The sequence below is a fragment of the Rhodanobacter sp. B2A1Ga4 genome (genome assembly GCF_018101315.1).
GTDB classification, from domain to species: Bacteria; Pseudomonadota; Gammaproteobacteria; order Xanthomonadales; family Rhodanobacteraceae; genus Rhodanobacter; species Rhodanobacter thiooxydans_A.
In genome coordinates this window covers 126701-152869 of sequence record NZ_JADBJR010000003.1, presented here as the reverse complement: position 1 = coordinate 152869, position 26169 = coordinate 126701, and the positions used below count along the sequence as shown (strand labels likewise).

Below are 26169 nucleotides of genomic sequence, written 5' to 3'. Positions count from 1 at the left end.
TGAACGTTTCCCGCCGCACGCCGGGATTCAGCATGGGCGGGCATCAAAAGGGGGAAATTCGATGCAGGGCGCGGTGTGCTGCGCAGGTTTTTACTCGATGAGGGCGCCGACGTGCGCGCTCACGCTGGCAGCCAGCGCGGCGAGGTCGTAGCCGCCCTCCAGGGTGGAGACCAGCCGACCGCCGGCATGCGCGTCGGCCAGCGCCGCCAGCCGTCCGGTGATCCACGCGTAGTCTTCCTGACCCAGCCGGAGGTCGGCCAGCGGGTCGTCGCGGTGGGCGTCGAAGCCGGCCGAGACCAGTACCAGCTGCGGCTTGAAGGCATGCAACCGAGGCAGCAGCACGCCGTCCCACAGCTCGCGGAATTCGTACGAGCCGGCGCCGGGCGACAGCGTGCCGTTGACGATGTTGCCCACGCCGCGTTCGTCCTCACCGCCGCTGTCAGGGTAGAGCGGCGACTGGTGGCTGGAGACGAACAGCACGCGCGGCTCGCGCTCGAATATGTCCTGGGTGCCGTTGCCGTGGTGCACGTCGAAATCGGCGATGGCGACCCGCTTCAGGCCATGTGCGGCCAGCGCATGGGCGGCGCCCACGGCGATGTTGTTGAACAGGCAGAAGCCCATCGCCCGCTCGCGCGTGGCGTGGTGGCCGGGCGGGCGCACCGCGCAGAACGCACGCCGCACTTCGCCGCCGAGCACCGCGTCGACCGCGGCCACCACGGCGCCGGCCGCATGCAGCGCCGCTTCGGTCGAGCCGGGGCCCATCACGGTGTCCTGGTCCAGCGCGAGCAGGTCGCCTGGCGGTGCACCGAGCAGGATTTCCCCGACGTGGGCCGCGTCGTGCACGCGCCAAAGCTGTTCGCGGGTCGCCTGCGGCGCCTCGATGCGGTCGAGCGCGGCGAAACGGTCGTGGTCCAGCGCCTGCAACACCGCGTGCAGCCGTGACGGCCGTTCGACGTGTCCCGGGCCCGGGTCGTGCTGCAGGCAGGCAGGGTGGGTGTACAGCCGCAGCATGCCGCGGCTTACCCGACAGGCTTGGGCTTGCGGCGGCGTTCGTGCTGCCACAGCACTTCGCCGTGGCCGCTGGCGTGGGCCAGCACGCGCGCGATCACGAACAGCAGGTCGGACAGCCGGTTCAGGTAGCGCTGCGGCTGGTTGCGGATATCTTCCACCCGCGACAGCGCGATCACTTCGCGCTCGGCGCGGCGGCACACGGTGCGCGCCAGGTGGCCACAGGCGGCGGCCATGCCACCGCCGGGCAGGATGAACTCCTTCAGCGGCGGCAGCGGTTCGTTGAGTTCGTCGAGGATGCGCTCCAGCCGCTCGATGTCGCTGTCCTCGACCATCGCCATGCCGGGAATGCACAGCTCGCCGCCGAGGTCGAACAGGTCGTGCTGCACCTGGGTCAGTGCCTCGCGCACTTCGTCATCGACGCCGTCGGCGGCCAGCAGCATGCCGATCGTGCTGTTGAGCTCGTCCACCGTGCCATAGGCGTTGACCCGCAGCGAATCCTTGCCCACCCGCGAACCGTCGCCGAGGCCGGTGCTGCCGTCATCGCCGGTGCGCGTGTAGATCTTCGAGAGCCGGTTGCCCACGTCAGTGCCGGATGTGGCCGCTGCGCTGCGATGCGTGCGCCAGCTGGGTCGCCAGCACGTGCAGCACGGCGCCCAGCGCCACGTAGACCGAGGTGCCGGCGAGGAACGGCAGGTACCAGTCGCCAAGGTTGCCGAACCACGCGCCGAGGCTGCGCGGTGCCGGCACGCTGGCGCTGATCCAGTAGAAGCTGCCGTTGGAGACCAGGTAGCAGACGCCCTCGGCGACCAGCAGCGTGGCCACCGCGAGGCCCAGCGTACGCAGGTTCAGGCCCTGCTGGCGCTTCGCCAGCCAGCTGCCGCCCAGCCACAGCGCCGCGTAGGACGGCAGCAGGAACCAGTAGGCCGGCGACACGCAGTAATGGCTCCAGAAGTCGATGCCCTGGCCGCTGATGACGAGGTAGTCCACCAGCACCGCCTCGGCCATCAGCAGCGCAAATGTCATCCAACCGGCCCAGCGGCCCTGGCCGCGCAGCCAGAAGCCGGCGAGAAAGAACACGCCCCACGAGGCGTCCCACAACGCGTGGTGCAGCAGGGAGGGGTGGAAGCGGGTGACGCCCATCACCAGGGCCAGGCCCAGGAAGATGGCCAGGCGTCGGGTCGTTGCGATTGCCATGTGGACTCCGTGCTGCTCGGCTGAATACAGATGTTGAAGTTTAGCCCAATGCGGCCGGGCCGATGCGCCGGTGTCACGCCGCCCGGTGCGGAGACGTCGTGCCCGCGCGTATCATCCGGGCATGAATCCCTCCGCAACCCCTGTCGAGGGCGGCGTGCTGATCGTTGGTGGCGGCTTGGTCGGCGCCAGCCTGGCGATCGCGCTGGATGCCGCCGGCGTCGCCGCCACCCTGGTCGAAGCCGCCGCGCCGCGCGCCGACGCCCAGCCCAGCTACGACGAGCGCAACCTGGCGCTGGCCCGCGCCACCGTCAACGGGCTGGCGGCGATCGGCGTATGGCGGCACGCCGCCGCTCGTGCCACGCCGATCCGGCACATCCATGTCAGCCGTGCCGGCGAGTTCGGCAGCGCGCGCATCGATGCCGACAAACAGGGCGTCGATGCACTGGGCTGGACCCTGCCGGCGCGCGAGCTCGGCGCCGCGCTGCTGCGCCGGCTGGACGAATGCACCCGGCTGACCCGGCTGGCGCCGGCCACGTTGTCCGCGCTGCAGCCGCTGGCCGGCGGCTGGCGCGCGCAGATCGAAACCGCCGACGGTGCGCGCAGCCTCGACACGCAGCTGTTGGTCGGCGCCGACGGCACGCACTCGTTCGTGCGTGCGCAGCTCGGCATCGACGCCGAACGGCACGACTACCGGCAGACCTTATTCGTCTGCACGGTTACCCCGGAACGCGACCACGCAAATCGCGCGTACGAACGTTTTGCCGACGACGGGCCGGTCGCGTTGCTGCCGCTGGCTGAGCGCCGCTGCGGGCTGGTGCTCACGGTGTCCGCCGATGAGGCCGAGGCGGTAGCCGCGCTGGACGATGCGGGTTTCATCGAACTGGCGCAGCGCCGTTTCGGCTGGCGACTGGGTCGGCTCGGCCGGCCGGGCAAGCGTCATCCGTACGCGATCCATCGGGTTGCCGCCGCGCAGCTGACTGCGCCGCGCGCGGTGCTGGTCGGCAACGCGGCGCAGACCGTGCATCCGATCGGCGCGCAGGGTTTCAACCTGGGCCTGCGCGATGCGCTGACCCTGGCCGAGCTGGTGGCGGGCGCACCCGATCCGGGCGTTGCCGATCTGCTGGCGCGCTACGCCGCACGTCGTGCGCCGGATCGCGCAGGCACCATGGCGATGAGCCACGGCCTGGTACGGCTGGCCTGCCTGCCGCAGCCGCTGCTGGCGCCACTGCGCTCGCTGGCGTTGCTGGCCTGTGACCGGCTGCCGCCGCTGCAGCGCGTGCTGGCGCGGCGCGGCATGGGTTTTCGCGGCGAGCCGCCGCTGGCAGTGCTGGAGCGCCTGCCATGAACACTTCGCTGCAGGACATGCCCTCCCGCCGCCGCGCGCCTGCGCTGGACGTGGCCGTGGTCGGCGGCGGCATGGTCGGCGCCGCCGCTGCGCTGGCGCTGGCACGGGCCGGCTTCAGCACCGCCTTGCTGGAGGCGCGCGCGCCGGCGGCATGGAACGCGAGCGCCGAGGTGGACCTGCGCGTGGTCGGGCTGGCGCCGTCGTCGCTGGCACTGCTCGATGAACTGGACGTCTGGACGGCCATCCGCGACGCCCGCGCCGGCCCGTACACGCACATGCACGTATGGGACGCCGAAAGTGGCGCGGCGATCGACTTCGACGCGGCCGGCGAGGGCCGCGACCGGCTCGGCTATATCGTCGAGAACAACCTGGTGCAATGGACGCTGTGGCAGGCGCTGGGAGCTGCCGGCGTGCGCCGGCTGTGCCCGGCCGAAGTGAAAGGTTTTGAGGCGCGCGAGGATCGCATCCAGCTGGAGTTGGCCACCGGCGAGACATTGGCAGCGGGCCTGCTGGTGGCGGCCGACGGCGCTGCCTCGCCACTGCGCCAGCTGGCCGGCATTGGCACGCGTGGCCGCGACTACGCGCAGCGCGCGGTAGTGGCGCACGTCGCCACCGAGCGCCCGCACCAGGACACCGCCTGGCAGCGTTTCCTGCCGGGCGGCCCGCTGGCGCTGCTGCCGCTGGCGGACGGGCGCAGCTCGATCGTGTGGTCGCTGCCCGAGGCCGAGGCGCAGCGCGTGCTGGCGCTGGACGACAAGACTTTCCTCGACGAGCTCGGCGTGGCCAGCGACTTCCGGCTGGGCCGGATCGTCGCCAGCACGCCGCGTGCGGCGTTCCCGTTGAAGCTGCAACTGGCCGAGCGCTACCAGGCCGACCGTGTCGTGTTGCTGGGGGATGCCGCGCACGCGGTGCATCCGCTGGCCGGGCAGGGCGTCAACCTGGGCCTGCGCGACGTGGCCGAATTGCGCGACACGCTGGTCGACGCCCGCGCGGCCGGCCGCGACATCGGCGCCGCCCACGTGCTGCGCCGCTACGCGCGCCGCCGGCGCAGCGCCGACACGCTGGACGCGCTGGGCTTCGACGCGCTGGCGCGCATCTACGCATGGCAGTCGCCGGCGCTGGTTGCCGCGCGCAGCGTCGGCGTGCGCCTGCTGGATCGATTCGCGCCACTGAAGCGGCGGTTCTCGGAACACGCTGCCGGACTTTGATCTTTGCCCCTCCCCCCGTTCGGAGGGGGAGGCCGGGAGGGGGTGAAGCTCTTGGCTTGAAGATCAAGAGCGCCCCCACCCCAACCCTCCCCTGCGCGCAGGGGAGGGCGCTGCCAACCCACCGGAGGATCAACCATGCGTATCGCCCGACTTTGCTGTCTGCTGTTGCTGGCCGGTTCGAGTTTTTCGATACAGGCGAAGATGGTGCACCGCCCGGTCGAGTGGACGCAGGACGGCACCCGTTTCCACAGCGTGCTGGTCTACGACGACGCGTCGAGCGCGAAGCGGCCAGGGCTGGTGATGGTGCCGAACTGGTACGGCATCAACGACGTGGCGGTAAAGAAGGCCGAGATGATCGCCGGCAAGGAGTACGTGATCCTGCTCACCGACATGTACGGCGCCGGCGTGCGTCCGCAGCCGGGCAATGCCGATCAGGCGCAGGCGGCGGTGAAGCCGCTGTACGCCGATCGCGCGCTGATGCGCAAGCGGATCAACCTGGCGCTGGGCCAGCTGAAGGCGCAGGCAGCCAGTGCGCCGCTCGACGCATCGAAGCTGGCCGCGATCGGTTTCTGTTTCGGTGGCTCGGCCGTGCTCGACCTGGCGCGCAGTGGTGCGGACGTCGCCGCGGTGGTGTCGTTCCACGGTGGCCTGGATACCGACAACCCAGCGTTGGCGAAGAACATCAAGGCACGCGTGCTGGTCATGAACGGCGCCGACGACAAGGGCACCATGCCCGACGCGGACAAGTTCATGGACGAGATGCGCATGAGCCCCGCCGACTGGCAGTTCGTGGTGATCGGCCACGCGGTGCACTGCTTCACCGAAGTCGGCGAGAACTCGCCGGGCTGCCGCTACGACGAGCGTGCCGCCACCCGCAGCTACCGGCTGATGCATGACTGGCTGCGCGCGGCGTTCGCCGGCACGCCATAGCGATTCGCGGGGCGACAGCCCGTTCTCAAAAATCAGCTCGTGGATCAGTTCGCGCGTTCGCGCTCGCGCACCGCATCCATGGTCAGCGTGGCCAGCTGGCGCAGGCGCGTGCCGCCGGCGTCGGCGAGTAGTTCCTTGAGGCGGGCGCCGGCGTCGTCCTGGTCGAGGCTATGGCGCTCGGCCAGTGAGGCGGCAAGAGCACGGCCCATCGAGTCGAAGATCAGCGCGTAGGCGAAGGCGTGCAGCATGCCGCCGCCCAGCGTGCCGAGGCCGGGGAACGCCTTCAGCGCGTTGCCGGCGACGGCCAGCACGATCGAGCTGCCGGTGCGCAGGGTGAGCTTGGCCTGCTGCACGAAATCCTCGATCTGCACGTCGCTGACCTTGACACCGTACAGCTCGGCCAGCGCGCGGGTGAGGCCGGTGGCGAGTACGCCCTGGATCACCAGGTCGCTGCCCGGCGCCACCGCGGCCAGCGCGCCGACGATGGCGCGGCGGGCGTACTTGCGCACGATGCGTTCGGCTTCCTCGGCGCGGGTTTGCGCTTCCAGCGTGCCGGTGCGCTGGTGCAGGCCGGCCAGCACGGCGTTCTCGCGCAGATCCTCCAGGCCTGTGGCGCCGGGCGCGGTGAGCCGTTCGAGGGCCTGCAGCAGCGGTTCGATCGCAGGCTTGCGTTGGCGTTCGACCGACTCGGTACTGCCGTCGGCAAGCTGGCGTTGGTAGCGCTCGCTGCCGCCGGCACTGACCGCCAGCACGGTGCTGGCGATGTCGCGCGCGTGCCGGCGCAGGCGCGCCAGCAGTTGATCGAGTTCGCTGCTGCTCCACTGGTCGGCCTTGTTCAGCACCAGCAGCAGCGGCTTGCCGAAGTCGGCCAGCCAGCGCAGTTCGTCGGCCTGGCTACGGTTGAGGTCGCCAGCACAAAGATAGATCACGGCGTGCGCGCGTAGCGCTTCCTCGCGCGCCAGCGTTTCGTGCGCCTCGCCGCCGGCCTCGCGGCTGCCGGGCACGTCGGCCAGCACCAGCGTGCGGCCGTCCGGCAGCTGGCCGTCGTAGTGGCCGACGGCGCGGGTGGTGCCGCCGCGGGCGTCGCTGGCGACCTGCGCGTGCGGTGCCAGTGCGCGGATCAGGCTGGACTTGCCGGTGGAGATTTCGCCGAACAGCGCCACGTAGACGCGCGCGCTGACGCGGCGGCGATCGAGCTCGTCGAGTTCGGCGGCGAGCGCGCCGGTGTCGGCGCCGCGTTCGCGCAGCTGGCCGATGCGCTGTTCCAGGCTGCCGCGATCGGGCACCGGCGGCAGCCGGCGCTTGCGGCGCGGACGCAGCAGCCACCACAGCACGCTCAGACCGGCCGCGGCGAAGATCAGCAGCACGCCGCCCAGCGTCCATTGCAGCCAGGTCGGCAACGCGAGGAAGCGTTGCGCCAGGGCGAGCGCACGTTCGGCGGCCGCGAACAGCAGCCATAGCAAGGCGGCCATGGCTAGCGCGGAGAACAGCAATCGCAGGCGTCGGGACATCCGCGCATTCTAGCCAGCTTCCTGGCGTCGACCTTGCGCACGCCTGTTCGCGCCCGCGACGTGGTTTTGGCACTATCGTGTGTCGGGACGCGGCTTCGGCCGAGGCCGGCGCGGATTCGCAGCGCCGGATCAGGGGGACTGATGGGGAACGGATCAAGGTTGTCCGCTTGGCTGCTGGGCGTGGTCCTGGGCGCGTTGTTCGTGTCCATGCCCGCTGTCCTGGCGGAACCCGTGGCGCCGGACACACAGGCGGCGGGTCCGTTGCCGACGCCGCAGTTCCGCCGCTACGGGACGATGGACGGCTTGCCCAGCGGCGCGATCTACGCCGTGGCACAGGATCGCAACGGCCTGATGTGGTTTGGCTCGGCCGGCGGCCTGGTGCGCTTCGACGGGGTCGGCTTCAAGGTGTTCCGGCATGCGACGGATGCCCCGAACTCCTTGCCCGCCAACCCCACGTATTCCCTGCTGATCGATCGCGACAACCGGGTCTGGACCGGTGGCATTTCGACCGGGCTGATTGCCTATGACCAGAAGAGCGAGCGCTTCCGGTGGTGGACCCACGATGACAAGCAGGCGGCCAGCCTGGCCAGCGATGAAGTCTGGGACATGGCACAGACGGCCGACGGCACGTTATGGGTGGCCACGGAGGGTGGCCTTGATCGCATGCGACCGGATGGAAGCGGGTTCGACCACATGCCGCTGGACGTTGGCGGTGGAAAACACTCCGCCTCGTTCGGCCAGACGCGGGCGCTGTTTGCCGGGGCCGATGGCCGCCTGTGGATCGGTGCGGAAAGTGGCCTGTACCTGCGCGAGCCTGACGGCACGATGCACAAGGTGCCGGTGGACCCCTCGTTTCGCGGCGACCTGAGCAAGACCTGGCGCATCGACGGCGGGCACGGCGAGATCCGGGTGTCGCTGACCGGCGGTCTGCTGATCATCGGTGCCGATGGCGTGGCGCGGCCGCTGGCGAGCCGGCAGCTGTCATCGCAACGGATCATGAGCAGCACTCGTGACGCTGCGGGGCGGCTGTGGATAGCCACGGCCGATGGTGTCTTTCTGGACCGCGTCGACGCGAATCCTGTCGATGGGGACCATCTCGATGGACAGCTGCAGCGGGTCGCCGCTCAACCGTTGTTGCAGGGTGGGCTGCCCGGCAGCAAGACGTGGCAGACGACTCTCGATGGCGAAGGTGGGCTGTGGATCACCTTCGATCAATCCAGCATCGCCTACCTGCCGCCGGGGTGGAGCGGGTTCTCCCGCTTTACCCACATTCCGGACGATGCCGACAGCCTGACCGGTATTGCGGCGTCGACGATTCTGATGAGTCGCGATGGCAGGTTGTGGCTGGGCGGCAACGATGGCTGGATCGACAAGCTGGATGCGGTCACCGGCCGGATACAGCATGTCGTGCGGGGCATTCAGGGGCAGATCGTGTCGCTGGCGGAGGATACGCGTGGTCGCCTGTGGATCGACAGCCCGCCCCAGCTCCATCTGCTCGACCGGGGCAAGCTCACTTCGATCGATCTCGGCCATGCGCGGGTGACACGGCCGGTGCTGCTCTGTGCCGGCGACGCCGGACGGATGTACGTCGCCTCATGGAATGAAGGCGTGTTCGTCGTCGACCCCGACAGCCTGGCCATCACACCGGTGCCGATGGAGCAGGGCAGCGACGGCATCCTGCGTCCCGATCAGATCACTTTCCATGCGGGCAGCCTCTGGTATGCGAGCGAGGGCGGCTTGCTGCGGCAGGATGACAAGGACGGGAAACTGCATTTCGTGCCGGGCATACCGCGTCAGGAGATCGTTGCTTTCGCCTTCGATGCGACGGGCTTCTGGCTGGCCACCAGTGACTCGGCGATCGAACACTACCGGTATGCCGACGGACGTGCAGTGCAAGATGACAGCATCGATTTCGGCCATGAGGAGCCCAAGTCCGATCTGCGCGACTTGCGGGTGGATCGACAGGGCCGGTTATGGGTGTTCGCCAATCCGGGCCTGTGGCTGTTCGATCAGCACACGCGCCGCTTCAAGTCGTTTGGTCCGGCGCATGGCCTGTCGAATGCAAATTTCGACGGTACCGCGACCGCCATGGCGCCCGACGGAATGATATTTGTCGCCAGCAGCGGCGGCGTCGTGGCATTCCAGCCCGAACGGCTGTTGCAGACGGAGAAGACCGGCTCGTTGCCGGCGTTGTCGCTGGCGTATCTCAACGTGCAACGCGCCGGCGAGGTACGCGCCATCGCCCTCGACAGCAAGGTGGTGCAACTGGGCTGGCGCGATCGTGACCTGCGCGTGGGTGTACGGCTCGCTTCGTACGTCAACCCCGCGGTCAACCGCTACCGCTTCCGGTTGCACGGGTTCGACAGCGGCTGGGTCGATGCGGGCAATCGTGCCGAGCGGGATTTTGCGGGGCTTGCCGCGGGCGATTACACGCTGGAAGTGCAGGCTGCCGGTGCCGGTGATCGCTGGGTCGGGCTGGCCACGCCGATCAGCATCCATGTGCAGGCCCCGCCGTGGCTGCGCTGGTGGGCATGGGTCATCTATGTGTTGCTGCTGGCGGCGCTGGTCGGCCTGGTGCTGCGCAGCTGGCGGCGGCGCATGGCGCAGCGGCACCACGTGCAGCTGGTCGAGCAGCAGCGGCAGCTGGCGGAGGCGGCGAGCGCGGCGAAGACGCAGTTCCTGGCCACGCTGAGCCACGAGATCCGCACCCCGATGACCGGCGTGATGGGCATGGCCGAGCTGCTCCTGAGCACGCCGCTGGACCGGCAGCAGCAGGGCTACACGCAGGCGATGCAGCGCTCCGGCGGGATGCTGCTGAAGCTGCTCAACGATGCGCTGGACCTGGCCCGGATCGAGGCCGGCAAGCTGGAACTGGAGCCGGTGCCGTTCGAGCCGCGACAACTGCTGGAGGACGTGGCGCAGCTGGAGCAGGGCCTGGCGCACGCCAAGGGCATCCGCTTCGTGCTCGACGTGGCCGAGGACCTGCCGGCGCAACTGCTCGGCGACGCGGTGCGGATCAAGCAGATCCTGCTGAACCTGGCCAACAACGCGTTGAAGTTCACCGAGCACGGCAGTGTCACGCTGAGTGCGCAACGCCAGCCCGATGGTCTGCAGTTCAACATCAGCGACACCGGCCCGGGCATTCCCGAGGCCAGCCAGGCACGGCTGTTCCAGCGCTTCGAGCAGGCCGACAGCCCGCAGCGACGCGCCGGCAGCGGCTTGGGCCTGGCGATCTGCCGCGAGCTGGTGGACATGATGGGCGGCAGCATCGAGCTGGAGTCGCGGCTGGGGTACGGCAGCACGTTCCGGGTACGGCTGCCGCTGGCCGAGCCGGCGGTGGTGCCGCCGCCGGTGGAGCGGCCAAGCGGGCGCAGCTACCGGCTGCTGCTGGTGGAGGACGACACCATCGTGGCGGCAGTGATCCGCGGTCTGCTGGAGCGCGAGGGCCACGTGGTGGTGCACGTGGTCAACGGGCTGGCTGCGCTGGCCGAGCTGGCGCACACGCAGTTCGATGCGGTGCTGCTGGACCTGGACCTGCCGGGTGTCGACGGTTTCCAGGTGGCGCGGTTGATCCGCCAGCGCGAGCACGCGGGGCAGCACCTGCCGATCGTGGCGGTGACCGCCCGCTCCGGTGGCGAGGACGAGGCGAAGGCACGCGCGGTGGGCATGGACGGCTTCCTGCACAAGCCGCTCAGCGGCGAGCAGCTGGCTGCAGCGCTGGCGCGGTTCGTCGTGGCGGCGGGCGACGCCCCGCCCTGAGCCGGGGGCAGGCGCGTGCGCTCGCGCCGGCGGGGAGGTTTTGGCATCATGGCGGCACGGGACTGACTGCCGCCATGGCGCCTCGTCCGCATGCGGTACGGCGCAGGCAGGCATGGAAGCCCGAAGGGGACAACCTGAATGTTTTCGGCAGTCTTGCTGAGCTTGGCCCTCGGGCTGGCCACGCCCGCGTCGGGCGTGCCGGCAACCCCGGCTGCCGTGATGCAAGCCGACCCGCTGCCGACCCCGCGGTTCCGTCGCTACGACACCTCGGACGGGTTGCCCAGCACCAACGTCTACGCCGTGGCGCAGGATCGCGACGGCGCGATCTGGTTCGGCACCAAGGGTGGCCTGGCACGTTTCGACGGCATCGGCTTCAAGGTGTTCCGGCATGCCGAGAATGACCCGGGCTCGCTGTACAACAATGGCATCGCCACGCTGACGGTCGACCGGCAGGGGCGCCTGTGGGCCGCCGGCCTGAATGCGGGCCTTAACCGTTACGACGAGGCCAGCGGCACGTTTCGGCACTGGGGACACGACCCAGCCGACCCGGCCAGCCTGTCCAGCGACCGGGTCTGGGCGGTCGCGCAAACCGCCGACGGCAGCTTGTGGGTGGGCAGCGCTGGCGGGCTCGACCGCATGCGCCCGGACCAGCGCGGCTTCGAGCACGTGGTCGACCCGCTGCTCGGTGCCACGCCAGCCGCGGTCGGCACCGTCGCCGCGCTGTACGTGGACGGGCACGGGCGGCTGTGGATTGGCAGCAGCCATGGCGTATTCGTGCGCGAGGCGGAAGGCACGATCCGCCGCGTGCCGTCGGCCGAACCGCGGCGAACCATCGACGCGTGGCGCATCGACGGCAGCGGCGACGAAGTGCGCATCGCCGCCACCGACGGCTTGTGGATCGTCGGCGCGGACGGCGTGGCGCGGCGTTTCGGTACTGGCATGATTCCCGACACCAACGTGATGAGCAGCGTGCGCGACAACGCGGGCCGGCTGTGGGTCGGCACGCAGAAGGGGCTGTTCCTGCAGGCGCGCACTGGCGGGCCGGTGACCGCGGTGACCGACCAGCCGGTGCTCTACGGCAACCTGCCGGGCACCTGGGTGTGGCAGCTGATGGTCGACCGCGAAGGCGGCCTGTGGGCGGTGCTGTACGACGGCGGCGTGGCGTACCTGGGGCCGGGCTGGAACCGCTTCAGCCGCTTTACCCACACGCCGGACGATCCGTCCAGCCTGCGCGACGCGATCGCCACCACGATGGCGCGTGGCAAGGACGGTCGCCACGTCTGGGTGGGCCAGCGCGGGGGCCGGGTCGACCGGCTCGACCCGGTGACCGGCATGGTCGAGCACGTGTTGTCGGGGCTACGCGGCGACGTGATCGGCATGACCGAAGACGCGAAGCAGCGCCTGTGGGTTGTGGTGCAGGGCGCGCTGTACCGCGACACCGACGGGCGGCTCGACCGGGTCGACCCGGCCGGCGCGATGATGCAGCGGCCGCTGGAGGTCGAGCCTGGTCCGGACGGCCAGATGTATGCGCGCACCTTTGGCCAGGGCTTGTTCCGCATCGACCCGGAGACGCTGGCGATCCAGTCGGTGCCGATGGATGGCTCCAGCGACAAGGTGCGCTGGGGCAGCCAGATGACGCTGCGCGACGGCGTCTTCTGGTACGCCAGCGACGGCGGCATGATGTGGCTGGACAAGGCGCAGGACCGTTTCGTGATGGTGCCGGGCGGGCCGACCGGGCAATCCGTCGACGCCTTCGACTTCACCGCCGACGGGCTGTGGATGGCCAATGCCGACGGGCTGGTCCACTACCGCCGTCGCGGTGACGGCATCGTGGTCGATCGCCGGGTCGATGCGACGCATGGCTGGCCATCGCTCAACGTCACCGACCTGCGCGTCGATGCCGCGGGCCGCGTCTGGGTATTCGGCCACGACGGCCTGTGGCGGTTCGACCCGGACAGCGGCACGTTCCGTTCATTCGGCCTGCAGGACGGCCTGACCAACGGCGAGTTTTTCCGCGGCTACGCGCGGATGCCGAGCGGCTACATCTACGCCGCCACCCTGGGCGGCGTGGTGGCGTTCAACCCGGACCGGAGCAACCGGCAAACCAGCGTGCCGCAGATGGCGCTCACCCAGGCCCGGGTGCGCCACCGTGGCGTCATCCAGGTACTGCCGATCGGCACGCAGCCCTTGCACATGGACTGGCACGACAGCCAGCTCGCGATCGAGGCGCGGGTGTTTTCCTACATCGCGCCGTCCGCCAACCGGTACCGTTTCCTGCTGCACGGCTTCGACAACGACTGGGTCGACACCGGCAGCCGCGGCGAGCGCGATTTCAGCGGACTGGGCGCCGGCGACTACACGCTCGACGTGATGGCGGCGGGTGCCGACGGCCTGTGGGTGCACCTGGCCGCGCCGCTGCACATCCATGTCGAAGCACCGCCGTGGCTACGCTGGTGGGCATGGGTCATTTATGTGTTGCTGCTGGCGGCGCTGGTCGGCCTGGTGCTGCGCAGCTGGCGGCGGCGCATGGCGCAGCGGCACCACGTGCAGCTGGTCGAGCAGCAGCGGCAGCTGGCGGAGGCGGCGAGCGCGGCGAAGACGCAGTTCCTGGCCACGCTGAGCCACGAGATCCGCACCCCGATGACCGGCGTGATGGGCATGGCCGAGCTGCTCCTGAGCACGCCGCTGGACCGGCAGCAGCAGGGCTACACGCAGGCGATGCAGCGCTCCGGCGGGATGCTGCTGAAGCTGCTCAACGATGCGCTGGACCTGGCCCGGATCGAGGCCGGCAAGCTGGAACTGGAGCCGGTGCCGTTCGAGCCGCGACAACTGCTGGAGGACGTGGCGCAGCTGGAGCAGGGCCTGGCGCACGCCAAGGGCATCCGCTTCGTGCTGGAGCTGGCCGACGACTTGCCCGCGCAGCTGCTGGGCGACGCGGTACGGATCAAGCAGATCCTGCTGAACCTGGCCAACAACGCGTTGAAGTTCACCGAGCACGGCAGCGTCACGCTGAGCGCGCAGCCGTTGGCCGACGGCCTGCAGTTCAGCGTGAGCGACACCGGCCCGGGCATTCCCGAGGCGAGCCAGGCACGGCTGTTCCAGCGCTTCGAGCAGGCCGACAGCCCGCAGCGGCGCGCCGGCAGCGGCTTGGGCCTGGCGATCTGCCGCGAGCTGGTGGACATGATGGGCGGCAGCATCGAGCTGGAGTCGCGGCTGGGGCACGGCAGTACGTTCCGGGTACGGCTGCCGCTGGCCGAGCCGGCGGTGGTGCCGCCGCCGGTGGAAGTGCCGAGCGGGCGCCGCTACCAGCTGCTGCTGGTGGAGGACGACACCATCGTGGCGGCGGTGATCCGTGGCCTGCTGGAGCGCGAGGGCCACGTGGTGGTGCACGTGGTCAACGGGCTGGCCGCGCTGGCCGAGCTGGCGCACGCGCAGTTCGATGCGGTGCTGCTGGACCTGGACCTGCCCGGCGTCGACGGCTTCCAGGTGGCGCGGCTGATCCGTCAGCGCGAGCACGCGGGGCAGCACCTGCCGATCGTGGCGGTGACTGCCCGCCAGGGCAGCGAGGACGAGGCGAAGGCGCGCGCGGTGGGCATGGACGGCTTCCTGCGCAAGCCGCTCAGCGGCGAACAACTGGTCGGCGCGCTGGCGCGGGTGGTGGACGGTGCCACCGTGCCGGCATGAGTGTCACATGTCGTATTTGTGCAGCTCGAAACCCAGTCGCTGGTATTCGCGCCAGCGCGTGCGCGAGCCGTCGCGTTCGGCCGGATCGGCGGCCACCACTTCCAGCACGCGCTGGTAGCGGCCGGCGGGGCAGGTCTCGCGCAGGTTGATCAGCAGCGGGCGGTCGGCACTGTCGACGCTGGGCGGCACGATCAGCACCGCGACCTCGTCGTCGTCATCGTCGCCGGCCAGCTGGTGCGGGATCATCGCGTCGTCGTCGAATGCCCACAGCAGTTCGTCCAGTGCCTGCGCCTGGTCGTGGTCGCGGGTCAGGATCAGCGTCGGCTGCTGCCCCGCGAACGCCTTTTTCGCCAGCTCGCAGACGAGCAGCAGCGGCTGTTCGCGGAAGCGCGGCTTGTCGATCAGGTAGAAGTCGGCTCGGGGCATGGCGGTCGGCTCCGGGATGCGCTCAGCCAGCGCGATCCAGCAGCCACTGCGCCAGCAGTGCCACCGGACGGCCGGTGGCGAGGCCCTTGCGGCCTTCCTCCCAGGCAGTGCCGGCGATGTCCAGATGGGCCCAGCGCTGGCCGTCGGTGAAGCGCGACAGGAAGCAGCCGGCGGTGATCGCGCCGGCGCTCTTGCCGCCGATGTTGGCGACGTCGGCGAAGCCGGAGTCGAGCTGCGCCTGGTAGTCATCCCACAGCGGCAGGCGCCAGGCGCGGTCGAGGGTTTCCTCGCCGGCGGCGAGCAGTTCGGCGGCGAGGTCGTCGTGCTTGCTCATCAGGCCGCTGGCGTGCTTGCCCAGCGCGATCACGCAGGCGCCGGTGAGCGTGGCGGCGTCGATCAGCGCCTGCGGCTGGTACGTCTGCGCGGTGTAGGTCAGCGCGTCGCACAGGATCAGCCGGCCTTCGGCGTCGGTGTTGAGCACTTCGATGGTGAGTCCGGACAGGCTGGTCAGCACGTCGCTGGGACGATAGCTGTCGCCGTCGGGCATGTTCTCCACGGCCGGCACCACGCAGACCAGGTTGAGCTTCAGGCCCATCTTCACCGCGGCCACGAACGCGCCCAGCACGCCGGCGGCGCCGCCCATGTCGAACTTCATCTCCTCCATGCCGGCGCCGGGCTTCAGGCTGATGCCACCGGAGTCGAAGGTGACGCCCTTGCCGACCAGCGCGTACGGCTTGTCGCCGTCGTTGCCGCCCTTGTATTCAAGCGCGATCAGGCGCGGCTTGTTGACCGAGCCGCGCGCCACCGCGAGCAGCGAGCCGAAGCCGAGCTTCGCCATCGCGGCCTCGTCGAGCACGTTGCAACTGACCTTGTCCTGCGCGTCGGCGAAGGCCTGCGCCTGCGCGGCGATGTACGCCGGGTTGCAGATGTTCGGCGGCAGGTTGGCCAGTTCGCGGGCGAAGCGCACGCCCTCGGCGATCGCCACGGCCTGGTCCAGCCCGCGCTGTGCGTCGGCGCCGGCGGCGAAGGTGAGCGTGGCCAGTTCGGTCTGCTTGCTCTTGTCGCGCGGCTTGAACGTGGCGGTGTAGCGGTAGGCGGCGTGGTCGCTGGCCAGTGCGGCGATGCGCACGCGCCAGGCGCTGTCGCGGCCGGGCACGTCCACTTCGGTGAGGCAGGACACTGCGCTCGCCACCGGCAGGCGCCCGAGCGCGCGGGCCGCCTCGATGTTCACCTTCTGGTAGCGCGCCGCATCGAACGATTTCTGCGCGCCCAGGCCGACCACCAGTACGCGTTGCGCGGCGACGCCGGTCGGCGCGAACAGCAGCGTGGTGCTGCCGGCCTTGCCGCTGATGTCGCCGCTCTCCACCTGGCGCTTGATCATTCCACCGGCAGCGCTGTCCAGCTGGGCAGCCGCACTGGTCAGCACGCCCTGTTCGTAAACGCCGACCAGCACGCAGGCGCTGTCGACGGTGGCGGGGGCGGTGGTGCCGAGGCTGAACTGGAGTGTCATCGGGGGGTTCCTGCATGGGCCCGGCTTGCGGCCGGACAGGCTAGACTTGCGGTTTGCCGGCCGATCGGGCCGGGCCGTTCAAGCGGACAAGTTTATCGCATGCTGAGCATCCTCGACCGCTATTTCCTGCGCGAGCTGGCGCAGACCGTGGCTGCCACCGTGGTGGTGCTGCTGGTGGTCGTGGCCGGCAGCGCGTTCGCCAAGGTGCTGCAGCAGGTCGCCAACGGCAGCTTCCCGCCCAGCGTGATGTTCCAGGTGCTCGGCCTGCGCACGCTCGACGGACTCACCAACATGATGCCGCTGGCCAGTTTCGTCGGCGTGCTGTTGGGGCTGGGGCGGATGTACCGCGAGAGCGAGATGCACGTGCTGTCGTCCTCCGGCATGGGGCCGCGCGGGTTGCTGCGGCCGGTGCTGATGCTCGGCGCGGTGCTGGTGGCGATCACCACGTTGGTCTCGCTGTGGCTGGGGCCGTGGGCGGTGCGCACCAGCGACGCGCTGGTGGCGGAGGCGAACCGTTCGGTGATCGCGGCGGGCCTGGACGCAGGGCGTTTCACCGAGCTGCCCGGCAAGGGTGGCATCATCTTCGTCGACAGCCTCAGCCGCGACGGCAGCAAGCTGGGGCGCACGTTCGTGGCGACCCAGAGCGACAGCAAGGACGGGCCGCCGCACCTGAAAGTGGTCAGCGCAGCCAGCGGCGAGCTGTACCAGGAGAGCAACGGCGACGGCCGCTTCATCGCGTTCAAGGACGGCTGGCAGTACGACATCCCGCTGGGCCTGAACAACTGGCGGCAGATGCAGTACCAGCGCAACGACACCTCGCTGTCCAGCGTGCAGGCCAACGAAGACGACGATCCGGCACATTCGAAGAGCAGCTGGGCGCTGGCCCGGTCGGACGATCCGGACGACCGCGCCGAGTTGGCCTGGCGCGCCAACGCGCCGCCGCTGACCTTCGTGCTGCTGCTGCTGGCGCTGCCGCTGTCGCGGCAGAGCCCGCGCGAGCCGAAGTACGGCCGCCTGCTGCTGGCGGTGCTCACGTTCTATCTCTACTACACCCTGCTGGCGCTGGGCCGCGCGCAGATCGGCAAGGGCCACTGGCACAGCGAGGCGCCGCTGTGGGCGCTGCATGTGCTGGTGCTGGCGTTGGCCTTGTGGATGCTGTGGAAGCAGTATTCCCCGCGCAAGCTGCGGGTGCCGTCGCCGGGTGTGCCGGCATGACGGTGTTCAACATCAAGCGCGTCGACCGGCTGGTGGCGATGAGCGTGCTCGGCTCGCTGCTGATGGTGTGGCTGGTGCTGACCGGCTTCGATGCGGTGACCCAGCTGTTGCGCCAGCTCGGCAACGTCGGCAAGCACGGCTACACGCTGAGCAATGCGGTGGCCTATGTGCTGGTGACGTTTCCCCGCCGCGCCTACGAGATGTTCGGCAACGCCGCGCTGATCGGCGGCCTGCTCGGCCTGGGCGGGCTGGCCGGCACCGGCGAGCTCACCGCGCTGCGCGCGGCCGGCATGTCGCGGCTGCGCATCGCCGGCTCCGCGGTGGGCGTGGTCGCGGTGCTGATCGTCGGCGTGGTGATCATGGGCGAGACGCTGGCACCGTGGGGCGACCAGCAGGCGCAGACGATGCAGACGCGGGCGAAGCCCGGCAACCTCGGCATGAGCACCAGCAGCGGTCTGTGGGCGCGCGACGGCAATGACGTGATCAACGCCCGCGGCACCTCGCTCAAACTGCGCGATGGCGTCGGCACGGTGCAGCTCAGCGACGTGCGCGTGTTCACCTTCACCACCGACGGCAGGCTCGAGCGCTTCGTGTGGGCCAGGACTGCCGAGCACAACGGCCGGCAATGGGTGCTGCACGACGTGCGCGTCACCACGCTGGATGCGCAAGGCACCCATGCCAGCACCGCGGCCGCGCTGCCGTGGCAGTCCAGCCTCGATCCGCAGGTGCTAGCGCAATCGGTGATCCAGCCGCAATACCTTTCCATGCGCGACCTGCGCCGCAACATGAATTATCTGCAAGGCAACGGCCAGAGTCCGGGCACCTACGCGGTGGCGTTCTGGGGGCGTGCGCTGTATCCGCTCAACGTGCTGGTGCTGGTGCTGTGCGCGATGCCGTTCGCGTTCGGCTCGCTGCGCTCCGGCGGCCTGGGCAAGCGCATGTTCATCGGCATCCTGCTCGCGCTGGGCTGGTACTTCCTGCAGCAGGCGATGGTGAATTTCGGCACCGTGTACGGCATGCCGCCGCTGCTGGCGAACCTGCTGCCGGCGCTGATCCTGGTGACGGCGGCCTGGCTGTATTTCCGTCGGCGCGTCTGAGCGCTTCGCGCCGGCACACATGCTTGCCCGGAACGCCCGATGCGGCCAAGCTGGCCTTCTTTGTCGACAGCAGGGGGTGAATCGTGGAATGGGTTGATCTGCGCAGCGACACAGTGACGCGTCCGACCGCGGCGATGCGCGCGGCGATGCTGGCGGCCGAGGTCGGCGACGACGTCTACGGCGAGGACCCCACGGTCAACGCATTGCAGCAGCGCCTCGCCGACGAGCTCGGTTTCGACGCCGGCCTGTTCGTGCCCAGCGGCACCCAGTCCAACCTGCTGGCGCTGATGAGCCACTGCGAACGCGGCGACGAATACCTGGTCGGCATGGACGCGCACACCTACAAGTTCGAGGGCGGCGGCGCGGCGGTGCTCGGCTCGATCCAGCCGCAGCCGATCGTGCAGGCGGCCGATGGCAGCCTGCCGCTGGAGCGCATCGAGGCGGCGATCAAGCCGGTCGACCCGCACTTCGCGCGCACCCGCGTGCTGGCGCTGGAGAACACCTGGCACGGCCGCACCCTGCCGCTGGACTATCTGCAGGCGGCCCATGACACGGCACGCGCGCACGGACTCGGCCTGCACCTGGATGGCGCGCGCCTGTTCAATGCCGCCGTTGCCTGCAACGTGCCGGCGCGCGAGATCGCGCGGCATTTCGACACGGTGTCGGTGTGCCTGTCCAAGGGCCTCGGTGCGCCGGTCGGTTCGGTGCTGCTCGGTTCGCACGCGCTGGTCGACAAGGCGCGCCGCTGGCGCAAGGTCACCGGCGGCGGCTGGCGCCAGGCCGGCATCCTCGCCGCGGCGGGCCAGTACGCGCTGGACCACCACGTGGCGCGGCTGGCCGACGACCATCGCCGTGCGGCCTACCTGGCCGGCCGCCTGCGCGAGATCGCCGGTATCGACCTGCTCGGCCAGTACACCAACATGGTGTTCATTGACGTGCCCGCCGGGCGACTGCGCGAACTGGACGTCCATCTGCGCGAGGCCGGCATCCGCATCAGCATCGGCTACCTGCCCACGCTGCGCCTGGTGACGCATCTGGACATCGACGACGACGGCGTCGAGCGCGTCGTCGCGGCGTTCAGCGCGTTTTTCGCGCGCGGCTGACCTTCGCCACGCCGCGCGAGTCTGCGGGGGCGGCGTCGAACTGGCGGATGAAGTCGCGTACCTGCGGGTAGACCGTCTCGCGCCAGCGGCGGCCGCTGAAGATGCCGTAGTGGCCGGCGCCTTCGATCACCTTGTGTGCGCGGCGCTTGGCCGGAATGCTGCTGCACAGGTCGTGCGCGGCTTCGGTCTGGCCGAGGCCGGAGATGTCGTCCAGTTCACCCTCGATGGTGAGCAGGGCAGTGCGTTCAATCGCGGCGGGGTTCACCCGTTCGCCGGCCACGTTCCACAGGCCGCGTGGCAGCAGGAACTGCTGGAACACCTTGTCGATCGTGTCGAGGTAGAACCTGGCCGGCATGTCCAGCACGGCGTTGTATTCGTCGTAGAACTTGCGGTGCGATTCGGCGTCGTCGAGGTCGCCGCGCAGCAGGTCCTGGTAGAAATCCCAGTGCGAATTGAGGTGGCGGCCGGGGTTCATCGCGATGAACCCGGCGTGCTGCAGGAAGCCCGGATAGACCTCGCGGCCGTGGCCGGGGTAATTCGGCGGCACGGTGTGGATCACGTTGCCCTTGAACCAGGACAGCGGCTGGGTAGTGGCCAGGTTGTTGACGCTGGTGGGACTGCAGCGCGGGTCGATCGGGCCGCCCATCATGGTCATGCTGCGCGGGGTGGCTTCGCCGCGTGCGGCCATCAGCGACACCGCCGCCAGCACCGGCACGGTCGGCTGGCAGACCGAGATCACGTGCAGCGTGGATGCGCCGATGTGGCGGATGAACGCCTCGACGTAGGCAATGTAGTCGTCAAGTCCGAACGTGCCGGCCGCGGCTGGCACCATGCGTGCATCGACCCAGTCGGTGATGTAGACCTTGTGGTCGCGCAGCAGCGTGCGCACGGTGTCGCGCAGCAGCGTGGCGTGGTGGCCGGACAGCGGCGCCACCACCAGCACCACCGGATCGTTCTTCATCTTCTCGATGGTGGACGGGTCGTCGCTGAAGCGCTTGAAGCGCTTCAGCTGGCAGAACGGCTTGTCCAGCGCGACCCGTTCGATCACCGCGATCTCGTGCTCGTGCGCAGTGGCGGTGTGGATGCCGAACTCGGGCTTCTCGTAATCCTTGCCGAGGCGATGGATCAGCTCATAGCCGGCGGCCATCCGCTGCACGCCGGGCATCTGCGCGAACGGACTGCTGGTGCCGTTGAGCATGCGCGCGCTGGCTTGCGCGAAGTGGCTCAACGGGCCGAGGAACGAGCGTTGCCATTCGTGGATCTGATAGAGCATCGGAAGTGGGCGAGCCGGAGACGAAGGGGCCATCTTAGCGCTGTTTGATCGCTGGGTGTTGCGACGCCGCAATCGCGGTGCCCTGTCCAATCAGTGACTTGGCGTTGCCACCGGACGGTAACGGCAGCGCAGCAACAGTTCGTCGACCCCGTCCGTATCGCCCAGACCCTCGCGCCATCGCAGCGGTTTCTGGAAGCGCAGGCCGAGCGGCATGAACACCCGGTTGTACCACCACATCGCGCGCTCGCGCCGGTGGGTGAGGTACCACTGGCCGAGTCCGAGCAGGCGCGAGGACTTCGGCTGCATGCCGTACACCGCGCTGCGTTCGATGGTGAAACCGTGCCGCGCGAGCAGCGCCACGATCCGCTCCGGTTCGTAGCGGCGGCAGTGGCCGACGAAGTCGTCGAACGCGGTCCATGCCGCCGGGTGCAGCGGCACCGACAACAGCACGCTGGCGCCCGGTACGGCCACGCGCGCCAGTTCGGCCAGCGCGCCATCGTCGTCGGCGACGTGTTCGAGGATGTCGAGCGCGCAAACCAGGTCGAAGCTGGCGCTGGCGCACGGCAGGGCGCCGATCATGCCGTGTACCGCGTTGGCGCCGCTTGCCTGCAGGCGACGCAGCGCGGCATGGCTGAGATCGACGAAGCAGGTGCCGTGCAACGGCAGCCGTGGGCGCAGGCCGGGTGCCACCTCCAGCCGGCGCAGCGCGGCGTCGGCCAGTTCGCGCAGCAGCGGCCAGGTGTTGAAGCGTTCCGGCCCGATCAGTTTCGACTCTGACCACAGCGATTCGTAGAAGCCGCGGTTGGCGCGGATCAGTTCGGCGTTGCTGCGGCTTTCGGCAGGGTGCGATGCGGGCATCGGCGGATTGAAGCGTGGATGCGCTGAGCGAAGTGTGAAGCTCAGCGCTTGTGAAGAAAACCACTTCCTGTGGTTTTCTTCCGTCGCGAGTCCGGCACATGTCCGGACTCGCTCACGCGAATCAGGCACTTGCGTGCCCGATCCGCGCCCGGCCATCCATGGCCGGGCTTCGAGGTTGAAAAATCACAACCTCTCAGCCCAGCATGCGGATCTCGGTGCCGGCCGCGATGTCGTGCAGCGCACGCCGGCGCGAATCGAACATGGCTACGGCGAACCAGCCGGTCCACACCGCCAGCAGCGTCCACAACGTCGCACGCAATCCGGCCACCGGCGCCAGCAGCAACAGCACCAGCGGCGCGGCGGCCACCAGCACGCGGATCAGCGCCTGTTGCAGCGTCGGCGTGCCGCCGTCGTCGCGGGTGACCCGGATGCGCCACGGCCGCATGCCCAGCGTCTGCCCGCCGCGCCGCCACGAGCCGATGAAGTACGCCGCCACCACCGCGCCCTGCAGCGCCTGGTACCAGATCGGCACCACCGTCGTCGCGCCGGTGCGGATCAGCTTGCCGCCGGTGGCGAGCTGGCACAGCAGCCCCACCACCATCACGATCGCCACCACGATCAGCAGGTCGTAGACCAGCGCCAGCAGGCGGCGCCACAGCGGGCAGGGCGTGTCGGTGGTGGCGGGGTTCATGGGCATCGTGGCTCGGTCGCTTGCGTAGTGCGCGCGCAATGGCCAGCATCGTGCGCATGAGGAAGGAAGAGAAGCGCGCCAGTATCGCCGAAGCCGACCGGCTGGGCATCAACGCATTTGTGGAACGGGTCTGGTCGGAGGACGGCCTGGCCGACCGCACGCTGGAGGCCTACCGCCGCGACCTGGAGGCGCTGGCGCGCTGGCTCGCGGCGCGCGGGCGCACTCTGCACACCGCACGGCGCGAGGACATTTCCGCCTACCACGGCGCGCAGCCGACGGCGGTGCGCTCGATCGCACGGCGGCAGTCGGCGTTCCGCCGCTACTACGCGTTACTCACCCGCAGCGAACCGGGTTTCGCCGACCCGACCCTGCTGATCGAACGCCCGAAGCTGCCGCGCAGCCTGCCCAAGGCGCTGGCCGAACGCGAGATCGAGGGCCTGCTCGACGCGCCCGACACCAGCACCACGCTGGGCCTGCGCGACCGCGCGATGCTGGAGCTGATGTACGCCTCCGGCCTGCGCGTATCCGAGTTGGTCGAGTTGCCGCTGGCCGCGCTGAACCCGCGCCAGGGCGTGCTGCGCATCACCGGCAAGGGCGGCAAGGACCGGCTGGTGCCGGTCGGCGAGGAAGCGCTGGCGCGCATCGGCGCCTACCTGGCCGAGGCGCGGCCGGCGCTGGCGAAAGGCCGCCAGCCGGCGGCGCTGTTCCTCAGCCAGCGCGGCGAAGGCATGACCCGGCAGATGTTCTGGACCCTGGTCAAGCGCTACGCGCTGAAAGTCGGCATCAACCCGAAACGCATCTCGCCGCATGTGCTGCGCCACTCCTTCGCCACCCACCTTCTCAACCACGGCGCCGACCTGCGCGCGCTGCAGATGCTGCTTGGCCACAGCTCGCTCAGCACCACCCAGATCTACACGCTGGTGGCGAAGGAAGGCCTGAAACGGCTGCATGCGCAGCATCATCCGCGGGGGTGAGGAGTTCGAACGAAAGTCCGCGATTCCGGTATCCGCGGACTCACTTGCCGGTTGCAGCGTCAAGCACGGCAAGCGGGTCTTGCTGATGCATCCTCTCGATCAGGTCCCGGGACCTGGCCAGCTGCATGAGATTGAGCCTTTTGCGCATGCTGTCACGGACGTCGGCGGCGTCGGGCGGTGCATCGTTCATGGCTGCCACCACATAGGCCAGCGCATAGCCGGCGGCCATATCGCTTGGGTGATTGACTCCGTCGAAGTACATCTCGGCGATGTTGAGCAAACCACCGTGTTCGCCGTTTGCGGCGGCTGCGCGGAAGAGCCTCTCGGCAGTCACCTTGTCTTTCGCCACTCCTTCGCCGTTCGCGAACATGGCGCCGAGGCCGTTCTCGGCGTTCCCATCGCCTTGCCTGGCGCCGGCCGCATACCAGCCGAAGGCTTGCGCATAGTCCCTGGGGACACCCACGCCGTATTCGTAGACCCTGCCGAGATTGGATTGTGCTTCGCCGTAGCCTTGTGCCGCCGCCAGGCGATACAGGGCTACGGCGTGCTGAACATCCTTGGCGACGCCACGTCCCTCTTCGTACATCACACCCAGGCCGTTCAGTCCTTGGGCATCGCCCAGCGCCACTGATTTCCCGTACCAGAGAAAGGCCTGTTCGTAGTCCTTCGGCTGCTCTTGATCACCGTGGAAATAGATGCTGGCGAGGTTGTTCATCGCATCCACGTTCCCCTTCTGGGCAGCCCGTCGATACAAGGCTATGGCCTGTACCACGTTGCGCGGCACGCCACGACCATCGGCATACATCAACCCCAGGTTGTTCTCCGCCTCGCGATCGCCATGGGCGACGGCGGTGCGGTACCACTTCAATGCCAAGGCGTCGCTTCGTTCGAAGCCAACACCCTCGTCGTACATCCACCCCAGCCGAAACTCCGCCGGCGCGTATCCTTGGGCAGCGGACAACATGAGCCATTTCGCGGCTTCCGTGGAATCCCGTGGCACTCCGTTACCGAAGAGATAGTTGGCCCCCAGGTTGTGCTCTCCTTTGGCGTTTCCCTGGGCGGCAGCTTGCCGGTAGAGCGCGATGGCCTGGTCCCAATCTTTCGGCACACCCTCGCCGAGGTAGTAAGAAACGCCGAGCGCGTTTTCGCCATCGGCGTTTCCCTGGGCGGCGGAGGCACGATACAGGGCCAAGGCCTTCACGACGTCCTTGGGCACGCCATTGCCATCGGAATACCTGAGGCCCAGGCGATATTCCGCGTTGGCGTCACCCCTGGCCGCCAGGGATTCGAGCTGCGCGAGCTCTGCCGCAACATCGCCCGCGCTTGTCGCCGTCAATTGCCTGGGGCTGGATACACAACCAGACAGCGCGACAGTCGCAGCTATAGCCACCATGACCTTTCCCATGACTCCCCCTTGTTGAATCTCCCCATGAACTTCGCAGTTCACGGCCATAACTAACAGCGCGCGGACGGCCACATTTTTTAGTGGGTAAAAATCTAGAGGTCAGGCTTGTTCTGCTGCATCAAGTGAAGTGACGGCGAAAATGGTGAAGCGGTCACTTCCCAGCTTGGATGATGGGTAAAGGATCACCGGAGGTGGCACGAGAATCTTGACCTTACACATCCGCCCACATGCGCAGCAGGTTTGCATGCGACTTGCTGATGGTGTCGAACGTGGCGCTCTTGCCTTCGCGGCCGAAGATCTGCCGCTTGGCGTTGTCCAGGTCCCACAGCAGTTCGCGCTTGCCGGTGTCGCGCACCTGGCTCTGCACCCAGATGATGGCGGCGTAACGTGCGCCCTGGGTGACCGGGGTAACGTGGTGCAGTGAGTTGGCCGGGTAGGCGATGGCGGAGCCGGCATCCAGCTTGAAGCCGTATTCCACGCCGTTGCTCTCCACCACCAGGTCGCCGCCGGTGTAGCTGGCGGGGTCGGACAGGAACACCGTGATCGCCACGTCGGTGCGCACCGCGCTGCCCAGGCCGCCCATCACCGGGGCATCGACGTGCCGGCCGTATTGCATGCCGACGTCGTAACGGTTGAACAGGACCTGCGTCATCGCGGACGGCAGGATCGCCGCCTGCAGCATGGTGTTGCGCAGGAAGGCGCTGCGCACGATCTCCCGCAGCCGGGCCTGGCTTTCGGTGTTGATGTCGATCTGCAGATTCTTCTTGACCTCGCGTGCCGACCAGCCGGCCGTGCTGGCGCCGTCGACGAACGGGGCGCCCTGGAGTTCGCTGCGTATCGTGCCGAGTTCCTCGGCGGTCAGTACGTTGGGAGCGCAAATGATCACGGGGATTCCGCCGGGCGATTCAGGTTGTCGGGAAAGGCCGCGCGCGGCCGGGCTGTACTGCCGGTTCGTTTCGGGCGGCGGTGTCGCGA

At 69.1% G+C, this 26169-nt stretch carries 20 protein-coding genes; 9 read left to right on the top strand and 11 right to left on the bottom strand.

Features of this window, described 5'->3' with window-relative positions; all coding sequences use genetic code 11:
* Positions 1 to 90: 90 nt before the first annotated feature.
* Genes IMW82_RS11575 through IMW82_RS11565 form a run of 3 tightly spaced genes read right to left on the bottom strand, consistent with a single transcriptional unit; the run spans position 91 to position 2205 of the window.
* Positions 91 to 1008 (bottom strand): histone deacetylase family protein, encoded by a 918-nt coding sequence (locus IMW82_RS11575; RefSeq protein WP_211004756.1) that lies wholly within the window; start codon positions 1006 to 1008, stop codon positions 91 to 93.
* Between the two features lie 11 nt (positions 1009 to 1019).
* Positions 1020 to 1592 carry a cob(I)yrinic acid a,c-diamide adenosyltransferase gene (locus tag IMW82_RS11570; RefSeq protein WP_211004551.1) on the bottom strand — a complete coding sequence of 191 codons (573 nt, stop codon included), beginning with the start codon at positions 1590 to 1592 and terminating at the stop codon, positions 1020 to 1022.
* Between the two features lies 1 nt (position 1593).
* Complete coding sequence (locus IMW82_RS11565; protein ID WP_108472666.1) at positions 1594 to 2205, bottom strand: hypothetical protein; 612 nt, start codon at positions 2203 to 2205, stop codon at positions 1594 to 1596.
* 121 nt (positions 2206 to 2326) lie between these two features.
* Here IMW82_RS11565 and ubiH point away from each other — a divergent pair, with 121 nt between their 5' ends.
* From ubiH to IMW82_RS11550, 3 genes are all read left to right on the top strand, one after another.
* A complete protein-coding gene (gene ubiH, locus IMW82_RS11560) occupies positions 2327 to 3550 on the top strand; it encodes a 2-octaprenyl-6-methoxyphenyl hydroxylase (protein WP_211004550.1) in 1224 nt (407 codons plus the stop codon).
* The gene (locus IMW82_RS11555) at positions 3547 to 4758 is read left to right on the top strand and encodes a UbiH/UbiF/VisC/COQ6 family ubiquinone biosynthesis hydroxylase (RefSeq protein ID WP_211004549.1); all 1212 of its coding nucleotides are present in this window, start codon (positions 3547 to 3549) and stop codon (positions 4756 to 4758) included. Before ubiH ends, IMW82_RS11555 begins: the two co-directional genes overlap by 4 nt.
* Before the next feature lie 135 nt (positions 4759 to 4893).
* A complete protein-coding gene (locus IMW82_RS11550; protein WP_211004548.1) occupies positions 4894 to 5688 on the top strand; it encodes a dienelactone hydrolase family protein in 795 nt (264 codons plus the stop codon).
* A gap of 44 nt (positions 5689 to 5732) precedes the next feature.
* On the opposite strand, the gene IMW82_RS11545 is transcribed toward IMW82_RS11550, so the two are convergent.
* Positions 5733 to 7199 carry a GTPase gene (locus IMW82_RS11545; RefSeq protein WP_211004547.1) on the bottom strand — a complete coding sequence of 489 codons (1467 nt, stop codon included), beginning with the start codon at positions 7197 to 7199 and terminating at the stop codon, positions 5733 to 5735.
* A 159-nt stretch (positions 7200 to 7358) separates the two neighbouring features.
* Here IMW82_RS11545 and IMW82_RS11540 point away from each other — a divergent pair, with 159 nt between their 5' ends.
* Entirely contained in the window at positions 7359 to 10958 is a 3600-nt protein-coding gene (locus IMW82_RS11540) for a hybrid sensor histidine kinase/response regulator (protein ID WP_211004546.1), read from the top strand.
* A 138-nt stretch (positions 10959 to 11096) separates the two neighbouring features.
* Positions 11097 to 14642 carry a hybrid sensor histidine kinase/response regulator gene (locus IMW82_RS11535; RefSeq protein WP_211004545.1) on the top strand — a complete coding sequence of 1182 codons (3546 nt, stop codon included), beginning with the start codon at positions 11097 to 11099 and terminating at the stop codon, positions 14640 to 14642.
* A gap of 3 nt (positions 14643 to 14645) precedes the next feature.
* Here the strand turns inward: IMW82_RS11535 and IMW82_RS11530 are convergent, their stop codons facing one another.
* Together IMW82_RS11530 and IMW82_RS11525 are read right to left on the bottom strand one after the other, a co-directional pair.
* Positions 14646 to 15068 carry a DNA polymerase III subunit chi gene (locus tag IMW82_RS11530; protein WP_211004544.1) on the bottom strand — a complete coding sequence of 141 codons (423 nt, stop codon included), beginning with the start codon at positions 15066 to 15068 and terminating at the stop codon, positions 14646 to 14648.
* A 22-nt stretch (positions 15069 to 15090) separates the two neighbouring features.
* Positions 15091 to 16578, bottom strand: a complete 1488-nt coding sequence (locus IMW82_RS11525; RefSeq protein ID WP_211004543.1) for a leucyl aminopeptidase — start codon at positions 16576 to 16578, stop codon at positions 15091 to 15093.
* Positions 16579 to 16677: 99 nt separating this feature from the next.
* Here IMW82_RS11525 and lptF point away from each other — a divergent pair, with 99 nt between their 5' ends.
* The 3 genes from lptF (at position 16678) to ltaE (ending at position 19993) form a co-directional block, all read left to right on the top strand.
* Entirely contained in the window at positions 16678 to 17793 is a 1116-nt protein-coding gene (gene lptF / locus IMW82_RS11520; RefSeq protein WP_211004542.1) for an LPS export ABC transporter permease LptF, read from the top strand.
* Positions 17790 to 18890: an LPS export ABC transporter permease LptG gene (gene lptG / locus IMW82_RS11515; RefSeq protein WP_211004541.1), complete on the top strand. Its 1101-nt coding sequence runs from the start codon at positions 17790 to 17792 to the stop codon at positions 18888 to 18890. The genes lptF and lptG overlap by 4 nt, the downstream gene beginning before the upstream one ends.
* Positions 18891 to 18973: 83 nt before the next feature.
* On the top strand, positions 18974 to 19993 hold the full coding sequence (ltaE, locus tag IMW82_RS11510; RefSeq protein WP_211004540.1) for a low-specificity L-threonine aldolase: 1020 nt from the start codon (positions 18974 to 18976) through the stop codon (positions 19991 to 19993).
* Here ltaE and phaZ read toward each other — a convergent pair.
* The 3 genes from phaZ to IMW82_RS11495 all read right to left on the bottom strand — a co-directional run bounded on the left by phaZ (position 19968) and on the right by IMW82_RS11495 (position 22821).
* On the bottom strand, positions 19968 to 21266 hold the full coding sequence (gene phaZ, locus IMW82_RS11505; protein ID WP_211004539.1) for a polyhydroxyalkanoate depolymerase: 1299 nt from the start codon (positions 21264 to 21266) through the stop codon (positions 19968 to 19970). The genes ltaE and phaZ overlap by 26 nt on opposite strands.
* 90 nt (positions 21267 to 21356) lie before the next feature.
* Positions 21357 to 22124 (bottom strand): methyltransferase domain-containing protein, encoded by a 768-nt coding sequence (locus IMW82_RS11500; RefSeq protein WP_211004538.1) that lies wholly within the window; start codon positions 22122 to 22124, stop codon positions 21357 to 21359.
* Positions 22125 to 22317: 193 nt separating this feature from the next.
* Positions 22318 to 22821, bottom strand: coding sequence for an RDD family protein (locus IMW82_RS11495; RefSeq protein WP_211004537.1), 504 nt, complete (start codon positions 22819 to 22821; stop codon positions 22318 to 22320).
* Positions 22822 to 22871: 50 nt separating this feature from the next.
* Between IMW82_RS11495 and xerD the strand changes: the two genes are divergently transcribed.
* On the top strand, positions 22872 to 23789 hold the full coding sequence (gene xerD, locus IMW82_RS11490; RefSeq protein ID WP_211004536.1) for a site-specific tyrosine recombinase XerD: 918 nt from the start codon (positions 22872 to 22874) through the stop codon (positions 23787 to 23789).
* A gap of 40 nt (positions 23790 to 23829) precedes the next feature.
* Here the strand turns inward: xerD and IMW82_RS11485 are convergent, their stop codons facing one another.
* Both IMW82_RS11485 and IMW82_RS11480 read right to left on the bottom strand, forming a co-directional pair.
* Positions 23830 to 25194 carry an SEL1-like repeat protein gene (locus IMW82_RS11485; protein WP_211004535.1) on the bottom strand — a complete coding sequence of 455 codons (1365 nt, stop codon included), beginning with the start codon at positions 25192 to 25194 and terminating at the stop codon, positions 23830 to 23832.
* 211 nt (positions 25195 to 25405) lie between these two features.
* On the bottom strand, positions 25406 to 26080 hold the full coding sequence (locus tag IMW82_RS11480; protein ID WP_211004534.1) for a Fe2+-dependent dioxygenase: 675 nt from the start codon (positions 26078 to 26080) through the stop codon (positions 25406 to 25408).
* Positions 26081 to 26169: the final 89 nt, after the last annotated feature.